Origin of the sequence: Nocardia speluncae NBRC 108251, from assembly GCF_001613245.1 — a bacterium.
In the GTDB taxonomy this organism is placed as follows: domain Bacteria; phylum Actinomycetota; class Actinomycetes; order Mycobacteriales; family Mycobacteriaceae; genus Nocardia; species Nocardia speluncae.
Map to the genome: position 1 here is coordinate 127,258 of NZ_BDBZ01000009.1, position 19,597 is coordinate 146,854.

Annotated in this window: 2 protein-coding genes; both read left to right on the forward strand. The window is 70.6% G+C overall.

Features of this window, described 5'->3' with window-relative positions; all coding sequences use genetic code 11:
• Window positions 1-17 precede the first annotated feature (17 nt).
• Window positions 18-9,062 (forward strand): condensation domain-containing protein, encoded by a 9,045-nt coding sequence (locus NS6_RS12790; protein WP_157112740.1) that lies wholly within the window; start codon window positions 18-20, stop codon window positions 9,060-9,062.
• Window positions 9,063-9,271: 209 nt separating this feature from the next.
• A complete protein-coding gene (locus NS6_RS12795; protein WP_068040957.1) occupies window positions 9,272-19,558 on the forward strand; it encodes an AMP-binding protein in 10,287 nt (3,428 codons plus the stop codon).
• The last annotated feature ends 39 nt before the right edge of the window (window positions 19,559-19,597 follow it).

Sequence of the window (19,597 nt, forward strand, 5' to 3'; positions counted from 1 at the left end):
AGGGTGAATGCACTCGAATGGAAACTGCCCGTCGTCCTTATCGTGGCAGTCGCCGCCGTCGTGCGGGCACCCCTCCTCTCGGCCAGTTACTGACCGCGGCAGTGGAATCCGCCGCGGACGAGGTCGCGATGCGCTACAACCCGACGGGGGCGCCCGCCGACCAGCGCGAGCTGACCTATCGTGCGCTCGACGAGCAGTCCTCGCAGGTTGCGCGGGAGCTGATCGAACGGGGAATCGGGCCGGGTGACGTGGTGGCGATCGGGATCGCGCGCAGCCCGGAATCGGTGCTGTCGGTATGGGCCGTTGCCAAAACCGGGGCCGCCCACGTTTTCCTCGACCCCGCTGATCCGGCCGACCGCATCGCGCATATCGCCACAGATTCGGGGGCTACCTTCGGCCTGACCCTGTCGAAGTACCGGCGGGTCCTGGGGCGCGCCCTGTATTGGATCGAACTCGACGACCCGGTCCAGGCCGACCGTATCGCCCGGCGGCCCCGGCACCCCCTTTCCTACGCCGACCGGATCCGGACCCTCGACGAGCGGCATCCCGCGTATATCACCTACCCCCGCGGTCCTGCCGGTGAGCTCGTAGGCATCGTGGTCCCGCACGCCGGACTCGGCGCGGTGGTCGCCGCGGTCGGCGACAGCTATGGAATATCCAGTGATTCCCGGGTCGTGCACAGTTGCCCGCCGACCGTCGATATCGCGGTCCTCGAACTGCTGCTCACCTGCACCGCGGGCGCGACTCTGGTGATCGCCCCGGCCGGTGTATCCGGCGGGGGCGAACTGGGCGAACTGATCCGCCGGGAACAGGTGACCCACCTGATCACCACCGCGGCCGTCGCGGAATCGGTGGACCCGGGCGGGCTCGACGATCTCGCGCTCGTCGCTGTCGTGGGCGACCGGAGTGGATCCGCGCGGACCGGGCCCTGGGCAGGGGAACACTGTTTCGTGGCCTCCTACGGCTGTTCGGAGGCCGGGATCGTCGCCACGAGTACCGGACCGGTGCTTCCGGAGGAGCCGAGCACCATCGGCACCCCGGCTGCCGGGGTCGTGATGCTGGTACTCGATGCCTGGTTGCGTCCGGTACCCGAGGGCGAAGTGGGCGATCTATATCTGGCGGGTCCGGTTCTGGCGCAGGGTTATTCGAATCGGCCGGTGTTCACCGCCGCACATTTCGTGGCCGTACCCGGCGGTGCCGGGCGGCCGGGTGCCCGGATGTTCCGGACGGGTGACTCGGCCCGGTATGTCGAAACACCGAGTGGCCTGGAGGTCGAGTTCCCGGGCAGCGCCGATTTCCCGCTGGGTTCCGGGCGCGCGGAGAGCGATAACGCGCTGAGCCGCCGAGGCGCCATCGAATACGCCGTGGCAGCCGAGCCCGATCACAGTGCGCCGCCGGAGCCGATGTTCGGGTGGCGGGGTTCCCGCACTTCGGCGGAGGCGGCCGCAGTGGTGGACGGGAAGAGAACCGAATCCGCGGCCGAAGTTGCCGCCGGTGGCCGCCGGGCGGCTCGGTGGCCGCTGGAGCCGTCGGGTGGCACGGGTCTACCGGATGGCCCGGATCTGCTGGGCGACGCGGGCCTGGTGGATGGCCATGAGCTCGTGGCACATGGTGGTGGGCGGGGCTGTGCCGGGATACGGGCCGATACGGGAACCGCCGGTCCGGGCGAGGTCCCGCTGACTCCGCTCCTCGGCCGGTACCTGGCCGGCGGGGTATTTCCGGGGTTCGCGCAGTGCGTGGTGCTGTCACTGCCGGAAGGTATCGATCGCGCCGGCCTGGCTGTCACCGTGGGTGCGGTACTGGCCCGCCACGAAATGTTGCGTGCCCAGGTGGTGACCGAGGGCGGCCGGTACCGGTTCGAGGTGCCGGATCACCCGCCGGGGGCCGGTGCGCTCATCTCCGAGGTCGAGGTTCCGGCGGGCACCGGCGGCGCGGGGCCGGCCGAGGTGGTCCGTTCGGCGGTCAATTCTGCTGTCAACCAACTGGATCCGCTGGGCGGCCGGATGATCGCCGCGACCTGGCTGCGCCGGCCCGGCGCGCGGGATGCGCTGTTGCTGGCCGTGCACCGATACGTCGTCGACGCAGTGTCCTGGCGTATCGTCGTCGACGACCTGATGCAGGCGTGGGAGCAGACAACTGCGGGGCGCGAGGTCGAACTACCGCCCACCGGGATATCGTTCCTGACCTGCGCACATACGCTGGCCACAGCGGACCGGGGAGGCGAGAACTCCTACTGGCGCGAGGTCCTGGCCACGCCCGACCCGCTGCTGGGCGCTCGCGCGGTGGACCCGGCCACCGATACCCACGCGACGGTGTGCCGATTCGCGGTCGAGGTGCCGGCCGAGATCGCCCGTAAAGTCCGGGGAGAGCTTCCGGGCCGGTACGGCACCGGCGCCGACGATGCGCTGGTGGCCGCGCTGGCGCTGGCGGTGCGGAATTGGCGTTTACGGCGCGGTGTGGACTGTGCTTCTACCCGGATCCGGCTCGAAGGGGACAGCCGTTGGTCCTCGGTACTGTCCGAGGCCGATATCGCCCGGACGGTCGGCCGATTCGGCACCGAGTACCCGGTGGCCCTGGATCTGTCCGGTGTCGCCGGCGATGCGGCCCTACGTGGCGGCGCCGAGACTGCCGCGCTGGTGCAGACCGTGTGTGAGCAGCTCGGCGCGGTTCCGGACGGAGGGACCGGGTTCGGGTTACTGCACCCGGCCACCCCCGGTGAACCCGGCGCCGCCCCTGCGCAGATCGGCTTCACCTGCCGTGATGGGGGAATGGCCGAACGCGACGATGCGGCCTGGTCGCCGACCGGTGATTTGGGCGATTTCCCGGCCGAGCCCGACCCCGGTATGCCGGTGGACCTGGTCGTCGATATCGATGCCGCCGTGCGGGCCGACGGCGCGATGACCGTGGTGTTCGGTTATCTCGCCGATATCGTCGACGAGTCCGCGGTCCGGGAGCTGGCCGGTGACTGGCTGGCTGCTCTGCGCGCGCTGGCTCGGCACGCCGGGGACCCTGCGGCGAGCGGGTTCGATTCGCCGTTGATGCGAGTGGCGGACGCGGAACTGGACGCCTGGCGGGCGGTGCATCCGCGCCTGGTGGAGGTGCTGCCGCTGGGACCGCCGAGTACCGGACTGTTTTTCCGTTCTCAGCTCACCGCGGACGGCTCCGTTGCCGAGGCAATGCTTTTCGCGCTGGAACTCGGCGGCGCTGTCGACCTCGACCGGCTGCACAGTGCCGCGCAGGCGCTCACCGACCGGCATCCGGCACTGCGTTCGGTATTCACCACCGGTGCCGACGGGACACCTGTGCAGCTGGTCGTCGAAACCGCCGAGGTGCCGTGGCGAGTGGTCGGCGATGTCGGCGACTACGAGATGGCCGACCTGCTGTCGACCGAACATCGCCTCGGATTCGCCGTGGACAGCGCGCCACCGCTGCGGTTCACGGTCTATCGCACGGTATCCGGGCGTACGCATTGTGTTCTGGTCGCGCATCCGCTGCTGTTCGACACCGCGTCGGCGGCGATTCTGCTGCGGGATCTGCTGACCCTGTACGCACGGCACGGCGACGGGGCAGTGCTGCCCGATCCGCCGGCCTATCGCGAATACCTCCGGTGGCGCGCGCACGGCGATGCCGAGGCCGCTCGCGCCCGCTGGGCGGAGGTGCTGCGCGGAGCCCGCCCCACCGAACTCGCGACGGTACTCGGCTCGGCCGGGCAGCCGGAGGAGGGCGGATACGGGGAATCGGTGCACGCGCTCGGCGAAGCGGAAACAGCCGCGTTGGCCGCCTATGCGGTGGCCTCCGGTGTCACGGTCGAAACCGTCGTGCGGGCCCTGTGGGCGCTGGTCCTGGCGAGTCTGACCGCCCGCGCGGATATCGTCTTCGGCGTCGTCGTACCCGGTCGCCCGCCGGAACTCGGGGGAGCGGACGAGATGGCCGGGCTACTGGCAGAGACGATTCCCGTGCGGGTACGGCTGGAGCCGGGCTGGACAGTGCAGGAGCTACTCACCCGGATCCAGTCCGAACAGGCCGCCCTGCTCGAACAGCACTATCTCGATCCGGCAGGTATTGCACCGGGCGCCGCCCACCTTTTCGACACCGTGCTGGCTTTCGACCCCGACCCGGTGGACGCGGCCGGGCTACGCGCCGCGGCCGGTGCCCTCGACGGTTTGGAAGTCGTGGAGCTCACCACCCGGATCGACAGCCACCACCCGGTCACGCTGGTGGTGGAATCGGCCGACCGGCTGCTGTTGCGGCTGCGTTACCGCCGCGACAGCGTCGCCGAACTCTCGGCGCAGGCACTGTCGGAGCTACTGCGGGCGCTCGTGGGGCAGTTGCTGGCCGTACCTGCGCCGGTTGCCTTTCCGGCCGCCGGCTGGTGGCGCGCTCCCGCCGCGCTCGGCGCTCACGGTGAGCTACCCGCCGACCGGCCGCGACCCGCCACCGCGTCCCGGCGCAGCGCGGTGCTGCGCCGGGAACTGGACGGCAAGCTGCACGACGCACTGAATATTGCCGCCGCACAATGCGATACGAACGATTTCACCGTGGTGCAGGCTGCGTTGGCCGTTCTGCTGGCGCGATTGTCGGGATACCGGGAAACCGCGGTGGGCGCGTTCGCGACCAAAGGTTCTGCGGCGGGGCTGTCGGTTCTGCATACCGATGTGAACCCGGCGGCCGGTTTCGACGCGCTACTGGTCGAAGCCCGGGAAGCCGGTGCCGCGGCCCTGGGCACGGCGAGCCGGGGCAGCGAACGCCTCGGCCACTTGATCGACACCCTCCGAACGGTGGCCGGCCGGCCACCGTTCCGGGTTCTGCTGTCGACCGAGGGCGAACCCGCCCAGCTACCGGGAAGACTGGACCTGCGGGTCGATCTGGTGGCCGACGGCGCCGGCGCGACCCTGGTCTTCACCTACGCCCGCGACCTGTTCGACGCGCCCACCGTCGGCGATCACGCCGACCGGCTGCTCCGCATCCTGGCCGCCGTGGCCGCCGAACCCGGTGTGGTCGTGGGCGATATCGACCTGCTCTTTCCCGGGGAACGCGAACTGGTCCTGCGCGAATGGAACAGTGCGGGCGCCGCGGTGCCACCGGTGACGGTGGTCGATCTGATCGAGGCCCGTGCGGGCCTGGACCCGTCGGCCCCGGCCGTGCGGTCCGGGGACGCGATTGTGAGCTTCGATGAACTGCTCGGCCGCGCCTACCGGGTGGCGCGCAGTGTGATCGGCGCGGGCGCCGGCCCGGAAACCCTGGTGGCGGTTGCTGTACCGCGCACCGCAGACCTCCCGGTCGCCCTGCTGGGTGTGCTGTCGGCGGGCGCCGCGTACCTGCCGATCGACCCGGCGCAGCCCATATTCCCGGCAACGGGGTCGGTCGTTGTCCTCACCACCTCGGCGATGCGGGACGCGGTGCCCGCCGAACTGCCGGTGGTGGTTCTGGAAGAAACCGAACAAAATTCCGCGGCCCCGGTCACCGACGCGGACCGGCGCGCGCCACTGCGGCCCGGCAACTTGATGTATGCCGCGCACACGTCCGGGCCTGCCGGCCGCACCGGCCTGACACATCGCAATGTGGTGGAGCTGTTCGCGAACACCCAGCTGCTGTTCGATTTCGACGACGCCGATGTATGGGCGCTGTGCCATCCCGTCACCTCCGATTTCTCGGTATGGGAGCTGTGGTGCGCCCTGGCCGGCGGCGGATGTGTGGTGGTGATAGACGAGGAGACCGCCGATTCGCCGAAACGATTCCGCGAACTACTCGTACGCGAGCGGATCACGGTGATCGGCCAGACTCCGTCGGAGTTCTCCCTGTTCGCCGAAGCCGATCGCCTCGCGCATGCAGCGGGTGACACGTCCGCCCTGCGGTATGTGGTGCTGGGCGGCGAAGCTCTCGATCTGCACCGGCTGCGCCCCTGGTACGAGCGGCACGGTGCCTCCGCGGGCGCCGAAAAGGACACACCGTGGGTGGTGAATATGTACGGCACCACCGAAACTACCGTGCACGCCGCGTACCTGATCTTGGACGAACACCTGGTGGACCACCCGGCCAGTGTGATCGGGCGGGCACTGCCGGGCATGGACGCGCTCGTGCTCGACGATCGGCTACAGCCCGCGCCGGTGGGCGCACCCGGCGAAATGTACGTGGCGGGTGCCCAACTGGCCCGCGGCTACCTGGGCAGGCCGGGACTCACCGCGACGCGGTTCGTGGCCGACCCCTTCGGTGCGCCGGGGTCGCGAATGTACCGGTCCGGGGATTTCGGTCGGTGGGCAGGGTTCGCCGGGCGCGTCGATCTCGAGTACACCGGTCGCCGGCAGCTGCGCGGATTGGGGGCCGGGCCCGAGACGGCCGATACGGCGCTCGCCGAGCCTTCCGGGGTGCGTGCGCCCTATACGGAACCCGACGGTCGTACGGAAACCGTTGTCGCCGAGGTGCTCGCGGAGCTACTCGGTGACGACCGGATCGGCGCGGACGACGATTTCTTTTCCCTCGGCGGTGATTCGCTGCTGGCGAGCCGGGCGGTGGCCCGGATCAACGAGGCGCTGGGTGCCGATCTCACCCTGCGTGCGGTGTTCGAAGCTCCCGTTGTTTCCGCGCTGGCCGCCCGGGTAGTGCCCGGTGCAGGCCGGGTGCCGCAGCGGCCTGCACTGGACCGGGCCGAGCGGCCGGACCGGATCCCGTTGGCGCCCAATCAGTACCGGATATGGCTGCGGGGCAGAGCCGACCCGGGCGCGCACAATATCGTGCTGGCTGTCGGACTCACCGGTGCGCTCGACACCTCGGCGCTGCGGTATGCGATCTCGGACCTACTGGAACGCCACGAACCGCTGCGCACCCGCTACCCGGCAGGCCCGGACGGGCTGCCGTATCAGGACATCCTGCCGGTGGTCCAGGTGCTGCGTGGCGGCCTGGAGATCGAGGACACCGACGACGCATCCGGCCGGATCGCCGAATTACGCGCCACCGCATTCGATATCACCACCACCGCGCCGATTCGTGGCCTGCTGCTCGCCACCGGCGCCGACGAACATATCCTCGCACTGGTGGCGCACCGGATCGCCGCGGACAGCGCGTCCCCGGCGCCGTTGCTGCGGGATCTGATGATCGCGTACCTGGCGCGGGTCAGCGGGGAATCGCCGCGCTGGTCGCCGCTACCGGTGCAGTACGCGGATTACGCGATCTGGCAGCGTGCCCTACTCGGTGACGAGAACGACGCGCATTCCGTCGCGGCACAACAATCGGGGTACTGGCGGGAACAGTTGCGCGGATCCGCAGGGAGCAGGGGGCTACCACCGGACCGGTCGCGCCCGGATCGGATATCGCTACCCGACGCCGCAACAGATATCGTCCTGTCCCCGCAGGTGCATCGGTCGCTGGACGCACTGGCCGAAGAGCGCGGCGTCACCGTTTTCCTGATCCTGCACGCGGCGGTGACCACAATGCTGCACCGGCTGACGGGCGCCGCAGATATAGCAGTCGGCCGCCGGATCACCGGTCGCGACGAACCGGCGCTGGCCGATCTGGTCGGCCGATTCGCGAATACGGTGACCGTGCGGACGCGAGTACGGGCCACGCAGACCTTCACCGAACTCCTGGACCGCACCCGGGAAGCGAATCTGGCCGCATCCGCAAACGCCGATATTCCGTTCGAACAGGTCGTGGACACCGAATCACCCTCGAACGACCCGCTGTTCGGTGTGTTGCTGTCGCCGTTCCACGAGCCGGCCGTCGTGAATCTGCCTGGCCTCGCGGTCCGCGGATTGGATCACGACATCTCGGATGCGGAGGTCGATCTGCGAATAGATATCGATCCGCGCCGAGACAGCGACGGAACTCCCGTCGAGCTCCGATGCGCGCTGGCGTACCGCACCGACCTGTTCGACGAGGAGACGGTGCGTTCGTTCGGCGACGGGTTGACCCGGATCCTCACCGCTGTCGCCGCGGAGCCACGGTTGCGGATCGGGGAAATCGATATCACCGGCGACTCGGATCAGGGGCCCGCTGATACAGCGGAGGCGGCGCCTGCCGACGCGAACCCGTCAGCCATCGAGACGGCAGGTACCGCGGGAGCGGGAGGTACGGCGCCTGCTGCTGACCAGGCCGGCCAGGGGGCCACGGCCGGCGATGCCGTTGCCGCCGGACCGGGCGTCCCCGCGGGTTCCGCTGAGACCGTTGCTACCGCCGGAGCATTCGGACCGCCGGATGGGTCGGACGCTCTGTTCGCAGCCGGACCGGTGGTTGCGGCAGCGACCGCGGGAGTCGCGCTTGCCCGAGCCCTCGCGGTCTCCGTGGAAGACGACCCGGACGGCCCGGCGGTGGTCCGCGGCGACGAGGTGCTTACGTACCAGGAACTGGATGCACGTTCGTCCCGGTTGGCGCGGGTTCTGATCGCCCGCGGTTGCGGACCGGGGGCCGGGGTCGTGACCGCGCTGGAGCGTGGCGTGGATTCGGTGGTGGTCGTCTGGGCGGTACTCAAAGCCGGTGCGGCACTGGTGCCCGCCGCTGCCGTATCGGTGGCGGCGACCGCAGGTCTGGCCGTGGAGTTCGGTGTGGCGGTGGCCGCGGTACCGCGGCAGCCGGAGGTGGAGTGGCTGATACTGGACGATCCGGCAATGCAGGCCGAGACGGGCCGGCAGTCCCCGCGGCCGGTCACCCACGCGCACCGGGCCAGGACGTTGCGCGGCGACGATCTCGTGGTGGTGGACGCGACCGGCCGGCGGGTGACATACGACCGTTTGGCGGCTGCGGTGGCGCGGGTACATGCCGCCACCGAGTTGAGCTACGAGGCCAGGACATACGGTTACGGCCGCGGCGACGGCCCGGCGGCGGTGATGGAGTTCGTGGCGGCCGGGGCCGCGGGCGCCTCGATCGTCCTGCTGCCCGGCAACGTTCGCCGGGAGACTCCCGGCGAGGAATGGATCACCCATCTGTGGTCCGACGACGAGGGGCTCGGGGTCCTCGATCCCGGATCGCTACCCGACCTCACCGCCTTGATCCTGGCGGACGGTGGTCCGCCCGGGCCGGCCTGGCACGAGGTCGCCTGGGTGCTGGATCTACCGGCGCTGTTCGGCTGACCGTCCGCCGGTTCGGATACCGTCGCCGGATGGTCGAACAGTGACCGGGGCGGTAACCTGCCGGGTGCCATACCGGGGACCGGCGGGTTGTGGCAGGCTGCCATCATGCCGCGGCCACGGTCGGCGCGGCGGTGAAGTGCGATAGGCAGGCGAGGCGGATAGATGGATGCGGTAGTCGGTCAGCGGTATGACCTCCTCGGGAGCGCAGCGTGACGCGGCCGGTCCGGAGCAGGCCGCAGCGAACCCGGCGGCCCCGCGTCACCACTCTGCCGCAACTGATCGCCAATGCCGTCGAAACCAATCCCGATGGCGTAGCACTCGTCCTCGCCGACGGTACCGGGCCCTTGGAGCAGGTCGGTTACGCCGAACTGGACGCCTGGTCCAGCCGGTTGGCCCGCGCGCTGATAGCCCGCGGCATCGGTCCGGAGGACCTGGTCGCCGTGGCCGTTCCGCGTTCGCTGGATGCGGTCCTCGCAGTGTGGGCCGTGGCCAAGACCGGGGCCGGATTCGTTCCGATCGACCCGGCCTATCCACCGGGTTGGGTCGCGCATCTACTCGTCGACGCCGGCGCCGTCTACGGCCTGTCGGTGTCCTGGGTGCGCACCGAACTGCCGGAAGAAATCGACTGGTTGCAGGTCGACACCGTCGATACGGCCCGTTCACTGGAGCAGTTCTCCGCGGACGCCGTCACCTATGCCGACCGGGTCCGCCCGCTGCGCGCCGAACATCCGGCCTACGTCACCTATGTCGCTGACGGCGAGACGTTGCCGGACGGGGTCGTGGTGACCCAGGCCGGATTATCCGGTCTCTGCAGCGAACAGCAGGGCCGCTACCGGGTGGAACCCGATGACCGGACCCTGAACTTCGCGCCGCTGCCCTCGGATTCGTCGGTACTGGAGCTGCTGCTGGCGCTGGGCGGCGCGGCGACCATGGTCGTGGTGTCCCCGCTGGTCTCGCGGGCCGACGAATTGGCGGCATTGTTGCGGCGCACCGGGGTGACCCACGCCTACCTGCCCGCGGACGCGCTCGACCTGATCGACCCCGCCGGACTGGACGAACTGGGTGTGGTGATCGCCGGACGGCGGCCGTGCACGCCCGAGACGGTGCAGCGCTGGGCGATTCCGGTGACCGGCGGTTCGTCCAGGGCCCTCTACCAGGGGTACGGCCCGGCCGAGGCCACCGTGATGACCAGCATCAGCTCACCTCTGGTTCCGGGCGGCCCGCTTTCTCTCGGCGCACCGATCCGCGGAGTCACGGCGCATATTCTGGACGAACAACTCGACGCGGTCACCGATGGTGCGGTGGGTGAGTTGTACCTGGGTGGTACGCAATTGGCGCGTGGCTACCACCGCCGGCCGGGCCGGACCGCGCAACTGCTGGTCGCGGACCCGTTCGCCGCGGACGGCGCCCGTCTCTACCGCACCGGTGACCTGGTGCGGCGCGGTTCCGGCGGCGCCATGGAGTATGTGGGACGGGTGGAGTTACCGGCTCTCGAGGGGCCCGCCGTGATATCGCCGCCGAGTCGCGACGAGCCGGCGCCGCCGCCGGAAAGCCCGGCCGGTGAACTACCCGACTACGAGCAGAGCCTGCCGATCCGGGATCCGGCGCCCACAGCTCGTCCGGTTCACGACCTCGATCGGACGGACGGCGGATTCGGGGCGTCCGGACCGGATTTCGGTCCCGGAACCTCCGCGCCACAGGACGCCGACCCTGCGGCAAGTGCCGTGCCGGAGCCGGTATCCCAGGATCATGGTTTCGCCGCCCATTCCAACGGGCTTTCCCCGGACTCGTTACCGGAGAACGGCAGCCGGCCGGCATCCGAACAGCGGGATATGGAATTACCGGGTCGCGGCTACCTGGAGATGCCCGACCGTCGGCAACCGCTTCCGAGCCGGAGTCCTCATGGCGCGGCGGAACCGTTCGAACCGGCGGTTGCCGATTCGCCCGGACCCGGGCTACACGGCGAGCCGGAAACATACGGTGCACCGGAAACAGCAGGACCCGGTGCGGGCGAGCGGGCAGATCGCGGGGAACCCGTGGATTCGGGGTTGTCCCAGCCTGGGTTCGCCGCGGCCCCCGAACGGCGCCGGTTCGAGGATTCGGCCGACGACTGGCTGCGTAGCGGTCAACAACTTCCCGGGCCTTCGGGTGGTCCCGAGGATCCCGCGAACCAGCTCCCGGCCGCCGCGGACCGATCGCCGGGTACCGCCGACGCGCTACCCGTGCGGGGCAGCTCCGCACCGATCCCCAGCGACGCCACCGCCTTCTACGAGAACCCGTTGTCCGCCGGACGGGAGTCGGATCGCCGGGCCGAACGCGGTACCGCGGTATCCGGCCCTGCACAGCCACTGTCCAGCCGGCCGGACTGGGCGGTACCTCCCGCCTGGTCCGCGGAGCCGGAGCTACCGAGCCGCCCCGGTGTCGGACCGGGGGCTCCGCCCGATCCGGGTGCTGCGGATGCTACCCGCCCGCCCGGCCCGCCGGCCGTAGTAGAACGTCCCGCGACCATTGCGCTTTCCCCCGGGCAGCTGCGGTTGTGGGAACGCAACCAGAGCGCGCCGGGTACCGCCGTCGAAACGATCACCGCGGCAATGCATCTGACCGGACCCCTGGACGCGACGGCCATGCAGGCCGCGGTCGCCGACGTGGTCGACCGGCACGAAACCCTGCGCACGGTCTACCCGGCGAATGGCGCGGTACCACAGCAGGTGGTGCTGCCCCGCGAGCAGGCCGTGCCCGAAGTGGTCGCCGAAACGGTGCCCGCCGCGGACCTCGGCGAATGGCTGCACGCGTTATCGCAGACCGATTTCGACGCCGCCGACGCCGAGCAGGTTCCGGTACGGTTCGCGCTGGCCGAGCTGGGGCCGCGGGAACATGTGGTCGCGGTGGTGGTGCACCGGATCCTCGCCGACGACGCCTCGGCCGGCCTGCTGCTACGAGACTTGCTGCGGGCGTTCCTCGGCCGCCGCAACCGGTCGCGGCCGCTCTGGCAGCCGCTGTCGATCCAATACCTCGACTATTTCCTCGGCCGCCGGGCCGAGCTCGGCGATATCGCCGACCCGGATTCCGTCGCTGCCCGGCGGCTCGCGTTCTGGCGCGAGTACCTGGCCGAGCTGCCTGCGCGGCTCGAGTTCCCGGCCGATACCGCAGCCGCCGCCACCGGCCACGGAATTCATGCTTTCGATATCGGTACCCGCACCCACCGCCGGATCGCCGAGATCGCCCAGCGGGCCGGTACCTCCGAATTCATCGTGCTGCGGGCGGCGTTCGCGGTGCTGCTGGCCCGGTCGGGGACGGTCGCAGATATCGTGCTGAGCAGTTCCGTGCGCGGAGGTGACGAACGCGAACTCGACGACGCGATCGGTCCCTACGCCAACACCGTCGTGCTGCGCACCCGCATCGATCCGGCCGAATCCTTTCTCGACCTGGTGCAACGCGTCGCGGAATCGGATCGCCGGGCCTTCGCCAACGCGGATCTGCCGTTCGAACTGCTCACCGAGGCACTCGGTATCGACGACTCTCTGTTCGATGTGGCGATTGCACTGCGGCACAACGATATTCCCCGGCTCGAAATGCCGAGTCTGGCCACCGAACCCGTCGAGGTTCCCGCGACCCCGGACGGCGCGGCATTAGGACTGATCATCGATCCGCACCGGGCGCCCGACGGTTCCCCGGACGGAATCGCCGCCGCATTCCGCTTCGCGGCGGACCGGATCGGGCGCACCGCCGTCGCCGAGGTCGCGCGGCGGTTCCAGCGGGTCCTCACCGTCGCCGGCGGCGACCCGGACGGCCCGGTCGGCGATATCGATCTGCTCTCGCGGGCCGACCTGGACCGGTTGCTGGTGGTGTGGAACGACACCCGCTATCCGGTGGCGCCCGAACTCTTGCTCGACGGCTATCGCCGAACCGTCGCCATCCGGCCCGACACGATGGCCGTGGCCGATTCGGAAACCGAGCTGAGCTACAAGGAATTCGACGGCCGGGTCAACCGCCTGGCACGCCGATTGATCGAAGCCGGGGTCGGCGCGGAAACAGTGGTGGGTATCGCCACCCGGTGCACCCCCGATCTCGTGGTCGCGATCTACGCCGTGCTCACCGCGGGCGGCGCTTACCTGCCGCTGGACCCGCGCGATCCGGCGCACTGGACCGCGCAGGTCATCGATACCGCCACGCCGGCCCTGGTCCTGGCCGACCGTACGAGCGAATCCCCGGCCGCGGAAGCTGTGCGCGCGAGCCGATGGTCCGCACCGGTTCTCCTTGTCGATTCGGATGAACTCGGGCAGTACTCCACCGAACCGGTGCGCTCCGCGGAACTGATCCGCCCTGCGCGGCCCGGTAACCCGGCCTGCGTCATGTGCGTATCTGCCGCCGCGGACGGACCCGAACTGGCGGTTCTCTCGCATACCGCCCTCAACAACCAGATCACCCTGATGCTCGCCCAGACCCCGCTGGGGTTCACCGATGTCTACCTGCAGCGCAACGCGGCCACTGCCGCAACCTCCCTCTGGGGGTTCTTCCTGCCGCTGCGCGCCGGCGCCGAACTGGTACTGGCCGGACCCGCGAATGCCCGGCAGATCGCCGAGGCCGTCACCGCGCACGGGGTGACGGTCACCGATTTCGGGCCGGCCGAACTCGCCGAATTCGCCGAACTCATCGACCCCGATCGCGTGGGCACCCTGCGCGAGATCTTCGTGACCGGTGAACTGCTGTCGCCGGAGATCGTCTCCGCGCTGCGTACCCGCTGTAGCGCCCAGGTGCACAACCTGTACGGGACCTGCGAAACCGCGGTATCGGCCACGTCCTGGCCGGCCGCCGGATCGGCCGAACGGTCGGTCCCGATCGGCCTGCCGCAGTGGAACACCCGGGTGTATGTCCTGGACGCCCGCCTCCGCCCGGTTCCGCCGGGAGTGCCCGGCGAACTGTATCTCGCCGGTGACCAGCTGGCCCGCGGATACGCCGATCGGCCGGGGCTCACCGCGGACCGCTTCGTGGCCAACCCCTTCGGGTACGGCCAGCGCATGTACCGCACCGGTGATCTGGTGCTGTGGCGCGATGCCACCCACGCCACACCGCACCGTCTGGACCTGCTCGGCCGCACCGACCACCAGGTCCGGTTCCGCGGCCACCGCCTCCGGCTGCACGTGATCGCGGCAGCCCTGCGCACGCTGCCCGGGATCACCGATGCCGCGGTCCTGGCGCGCACCGTCGCCGCGGGTAGCGACCCGACCGCCCCGGGCAGCCGGTTGGCCGCCTACGTGGTGCCCGAACACGGCGTCGACCCGGACCTCGACCGAGTCCGGGCCGGGCTCGGCGGGCTGCTGCCGGCCTCGCTCCTGCCGGTGGCGTACCAGGTGGTCGAACAGATTCCGTCGAACTCCGCGGGCGAACCCGACAGCGACCGGCTGCCGGACCCCGACGATGTCCCGGTGCTCAGCACCGTGCTCGAGCCGCGGCCGACGGAATCCGTCGCCCTACCGGCCAATCGTGGTGGAGAACCCGCTGCGGGCGCCGTGGAGACCTCGACATCGGATGCTTACGGGTTCGGCGATGCGCATCCTGCGAACCCGGACCCGGCCGGTCGCGCAGATGTCCGGACCACGGCCACGGATGTCCTGGATGACACCCGTGCCGCGGATATGGCCGACGATGCCGAGGCGGGAACTGCGAACACAGACCCGGCAGGTCGTGCCGGTGCCCGAGCCGTCGGCCCGGCGGATCTCGCTGGTGGCGGGCCTGCGAACACCGGCGTAGTGGGCGACGCCGGCCGCGGAGGTGGTGCCGGGGGCCCAGCGGATACCGATGTGGCCGAAGCTGTCGGTTTTCGGGCCACGGCCGGGAGTGCCGGCGGTGGCCCTGCGGACGTCGACGTGGTCGGCGAGGCCGGTCGTGGGTCTGCGGCTGTGGACGCGGCCGGTGGTCGGGCGGCGGAGACCGGGGTGGCCGGTCGGCCGGATACCAGGACGAACAGCGGCGCTGATACTGCGACGGTCACCGGTGCAGGTCCTCGATCCGGAGACAGTGCTGCGGTCGATGCCGGCGCTGCGGACCTCGTGGGTGTGCGTTCCGGGTTCGGCGCCGCCGACGGTACACGGCCCGGCGAGGGCGATGCCTCCGCATTCGATGCGGGGACCTCCCCGGCGGCGGGCGCCGCTGCGGTCGCGTCGGTTTCCGAATCGCAGCACGGACCGGCTGCCGAAGACGAGAGTTCCGGCGGCTCCCAGGTTTCCGGTGAACTCCCCGCCACCCCCACGGCGATCCGTCTCCTCGACAATCCACTGCCGGGGGTCGAAGTCCGGTCGATCGTGCTGGACCTGCCCGCGGGCCGGCCGCTCGATCACACCGAGGCAGTGGTTCGTGCGCTGGTCACCCGGCATCCGCTGCTGTCGGCCCGGCTCGACAGCAGCGATCGGTCACCCACGCTGTGGATTCCGCCGCGTGACCAGCGCGGTGACCGGCAGTACTGGTGGCTCGATCGCGAATCCGGCGAGAACACGGTCGCCACCGACGATGTGGTGCAGGCAGCCGCGGATGCTCTCGATCCGGCGACCGGCCGCAATATCCATTTCGTGGTTACCGGCGCCGAATCGGCGCGGCGGCTGGTGGTCGTAGCGAACGGTCTCGTGGTCGACGACCGGTCCTGGCGCGTGATTGTCGATGAACTGATTACCGGCGATACCGCGCCCGCGGCCTCGGAATCGCGGCTGCCGCAGCTCGTGACGGCTCTCGATCAGCGCGCCAGGTCGATCGATCTCCTCGACGAGGCCGGCTGGTGGCGCCGGAATCTGGCGGGTGCCCGGACCGCGGCCCCGCTGGGGACCGTCGATCTGCGGCCTCGGCGCCGGGTATCGCTGGCCATCACCGCCGAAGGCACCGCCGCGGTGACCGCCGCCGCCGACGCGTACCAGGCCACGGTGCCCGAGGTGCTGCTGACTGCGGTCGCGATCGCGTTACGCACCGGCGAGCAGGGCGCAGTGGCCGGGGCTCTCGGCTCACTGGTGCGCTACGACGCCGATGCCCGCTCGCTGGTGAGTCGCAGCGATGATCTGGTCGGCGGATTCGCCACCGAGTTCCCGCTGTCGGTGCAGCTGACCGATATCGATACCGCCGATGCGCTGGTCGGTGGTCCCGCTGCGGGAGCCGCGCTCACCCAGATCCGCGATCTCGTCCGCTCGGTCCCCGGCGGTGGCGCCGGGTATGCGCTGCTGCGCTACCTGAGCGCCGAGACCTCCGCCGAATTCGCTGCCGCCGATTCGGGGCGGTTCACGCTGCGCTACCGCGACCTGCGGCCCGCCCGCGTGCACACCGACGGACCGGCCGACGGGGTTCCCCTGGTTTTGACTGTCGACGTCACCGACGACGGCCTGCTGTGCCGTTTCGACTACGCCACCGCGGTCTTCGTCGGCGAAGATGTGAAAACCTTTGCCGAGCACTGGGTTCGCGCCCTGGGAGGACTGGCCGAACACGGCCTTCGCCCCACGCCGCCTGTCCCGGCTTCACCGGTATCCAACGTCGGGGATCCGTACGCAACGACCGGCCGCGACCCGTATACGCCGCGCACCACCGATCCCTACCCGCCCGCCGGGTACGAGACCGCCGATTCCGCGGCCGGCGCGCGTACATCACCGGATCCCCATCGGCCGGCCGTCCTCGATTCGCCCGCCGCGGGCCACTCCGGCGGCCGAGTGTGGCAGGACGGCGGGCCCGCGCCGGTGGACCCGGAACCTCGCCCGGGCCACGATCCGAACACCCCGGAACCCCTGCCGGACGCGGAGGTCACCTCTCTGCTGCGCCCGATCACCGACCCCCCGCATCCCCCTGTCGGCTCCGGTCTGCCGCAGCGCCGGCGCCGGACCGGTGGTGACCCGGCTCCCGCCGTACCCGAACCCGCCGCCGAGGCGCTTCCACAGCGACAGTCCGCGAACCTCGACGACCGCGCCGATCTGGGCTTGAACGGTCTGCCGCAGCGCCGTCCGCGCTCGCAGGATCATCCGATTCCCCTGGATTCGCCCGGTGGTCCGGGCGTTCCGCAGCGCCGCCGTCAGGCGGAGGACCAGGTCGCGGGTGCTGAAGATCAGCGTCCGGAAGCATCCACGTCCGGTGCGGTCGAGCGGCCGGCCGGCGAGGCGCCCGGAGATTTCGCCGACCGGACCGGGGAGGTTTCCCGGTCGCGCTCGGGCGGCCTTCCGCAGGACGCAGGAACAGCGGACCGGCGGCCGGAAGTATTGATGTCCGGTCCGTCCCGGGCCGGCGAGGACCCGTCGGCCCTGTCGCCGATCTCGGGTCTGCCGCAGCGCCAACCGCGGTTGCACGATGGCCCGCTGCTGCCGGAAGGGGGCGAGCACACACCCGGTACCGGTGGTTTGCCGCAGCGACGGTCACGGCCGGAAGACGGTGTGCTTCAGTCCGAGCCACCGACCGGTTCCGGCCTGCCGCAGCGGTCGCGGCGGCAGGATGGCTCGCCTTCGTCTGAGCCGCCGGTGGATTCGGGCTTGCCACAACGGCAGCCCGGCGTGGCGGATCGCTCGCTTCCAACGGAGCCCGAACCCGGTCCGGACCTGCCGCAGCGGCGTCACCCGGCCGGTGAGCAGCTCACGGAAACCGGGGACGAGCGTCCGGAATCACCGCTGGCCGGTCTTGTCGACGTGCCGCAGGTGAGTGACGACCCCGGGGGGACGGGTGAAGAGGCTGCTCGTCCCGGCTCGAACGGCCTACCGCAACGCCGGCCGGGGTGGCAGGACAGTCCGGGGCCCGGGGAGGCGACGGTTTCGTCGCTGCGTACCGATTTGCCGCGGCGCCGGCCGGGGCTGCCGGGTGGCCCGGATTCTTCGGAGCTGCCGGTTTCGGCCCGTCCCGCGGGCCTGCCGCAGCGTCGGCCGCAACCGGCCGATCAAAGCATCGATGAGGCTTATCCCGGCACCTCTGCCCAGGACCGGCCGGCTACCGGCGCGGATCCGCAAGAGGGTACGGGCGCCGGGCCGGTATCGCTGCCGCAGCGACGCCCGGTTCAGGTCGAAGAGTCCACAGATTCCGCACAGACCGCCGAGCCGCCGCTGCTCCCACAGCGGCGGCCCACATCCGGCGGACGGTCCGTACCAGAGACCCCGGCGCCACTGCCGCGGCGCCGTCAACCCGCCGCGGTAGCGGACGACCCCGCAGCGGAGAGCCTGGAACTGCCGGCCGTGGGTGCCGAGCCGGAATCCACGGCCGACCCGGAACCGACGACCTTCCTGCGGCCGGTCACCGATGTGGAGACCACTGCGTACCTGTCGCCGATTCGCGATCTCGGCCCCCGCGACGACGAGAACACTCTGCTGTCGCTGTTGGACGCCCAGGTGGCGCGCACACCTGCCGACCCGGCTGTCCGGCAGGGTGCTCGGTTGCTCAGCTATGTCGAACTCGACCGCAAATCGCGGGCGCTGTCGGTGGAGCTGATCCGGTTCGGTGTCGGAGCGCAGACCCCGGTTGCGGTGGCCATGCGACCAGGAATCGACCTGGTGGTCGCGGTCTGCGCGGTATTGCGTGCGGGCGGTGCCTATGTACCGGTGGATCCGGGTGGTTCCGCCGAGGACCTCGACCGGGTGCTGGCGTCGGCGGAGCCGATCTGCGTGCTGAGCATTTCCGACGACGGCGTGACCACGGGTACCGGTATCCCGGTCGTCGCGATCGACCTGCTCTATCTGGACCTGCCGACCGATCCGGCCGCGGACCCCGTGGTGGACGCCGACGATCTCGCCGATATCCGCTACCGGCCTGATATGGCGACAGGGGTCACGGGGACGCACCGGCAGATGGTCGAACGGTTGCGCCGGGCGCAGCGCAGCCATCCGTACGATTCGGCGGATCTGGTGCTGCACGCGGCGCCCACGGTCGGCGATATCACCCTCTGGGAGCTGTTCCGGCCGCTGCACAGCGGCGCGCAGATCTTGATGCCCGACCATCCCGGCCGGGCCGCGGATCTGTCGCGGTCGATAGCCGCCAACCGGGTGACAGTCGTGCATGTCGTCCCGGCGCTGCTGGACCGGTTCCTCGATTCGGTGACCGACGGGGGTGGCCGGGCCGCGCATCCGAGTCTGCGGCGGCTCGTCGTGGACGGTGCCGCTCTGCCGTCGGGTGGGGTGGAACGGTTCATGAATCTGCTGCCCGGCGCGGAATTGGTCATCTGGTACGGGCACAGCGAGACGGGTGTGATCACCGTCGGGTCGGTCGGTGGGCGGCCGGTCACCAACGATCGGGTGTATCTGCTGGACGAACAACTGCGTCCGGTGCCGCCGGGCACCGCGGGGGAGATGTACATCGGCGGGCCGCAGCTGGCACGCGGTTTCTACGAGGCCGCGAGCGAAACTGCCGCCCGGTTCGTCGCCGCCGCCGGCGGCGGCCGGTTGTATCGCACCGGCGATATCGTGCGGCGTCGCGCCGGTGTGCTGGAATACCTGGGGCGGGTGGAACGGTACGGCGGGTCGTTGCCGGTCGGTTCGCGGCGTGGCGGGCATGATTAGCGCCATCAGCGCGACCGAACCGAGATATTCGGACAACGC

Coding starts and splice junctions, on each gene's coding strand:
- NS6_RS12790 (WP_157112740.1), top strand. CDS start 18: ATGGAAACTGCCCGTCGTCCTTATCGTGGCAGTCGCCGCCGTCGTGCG.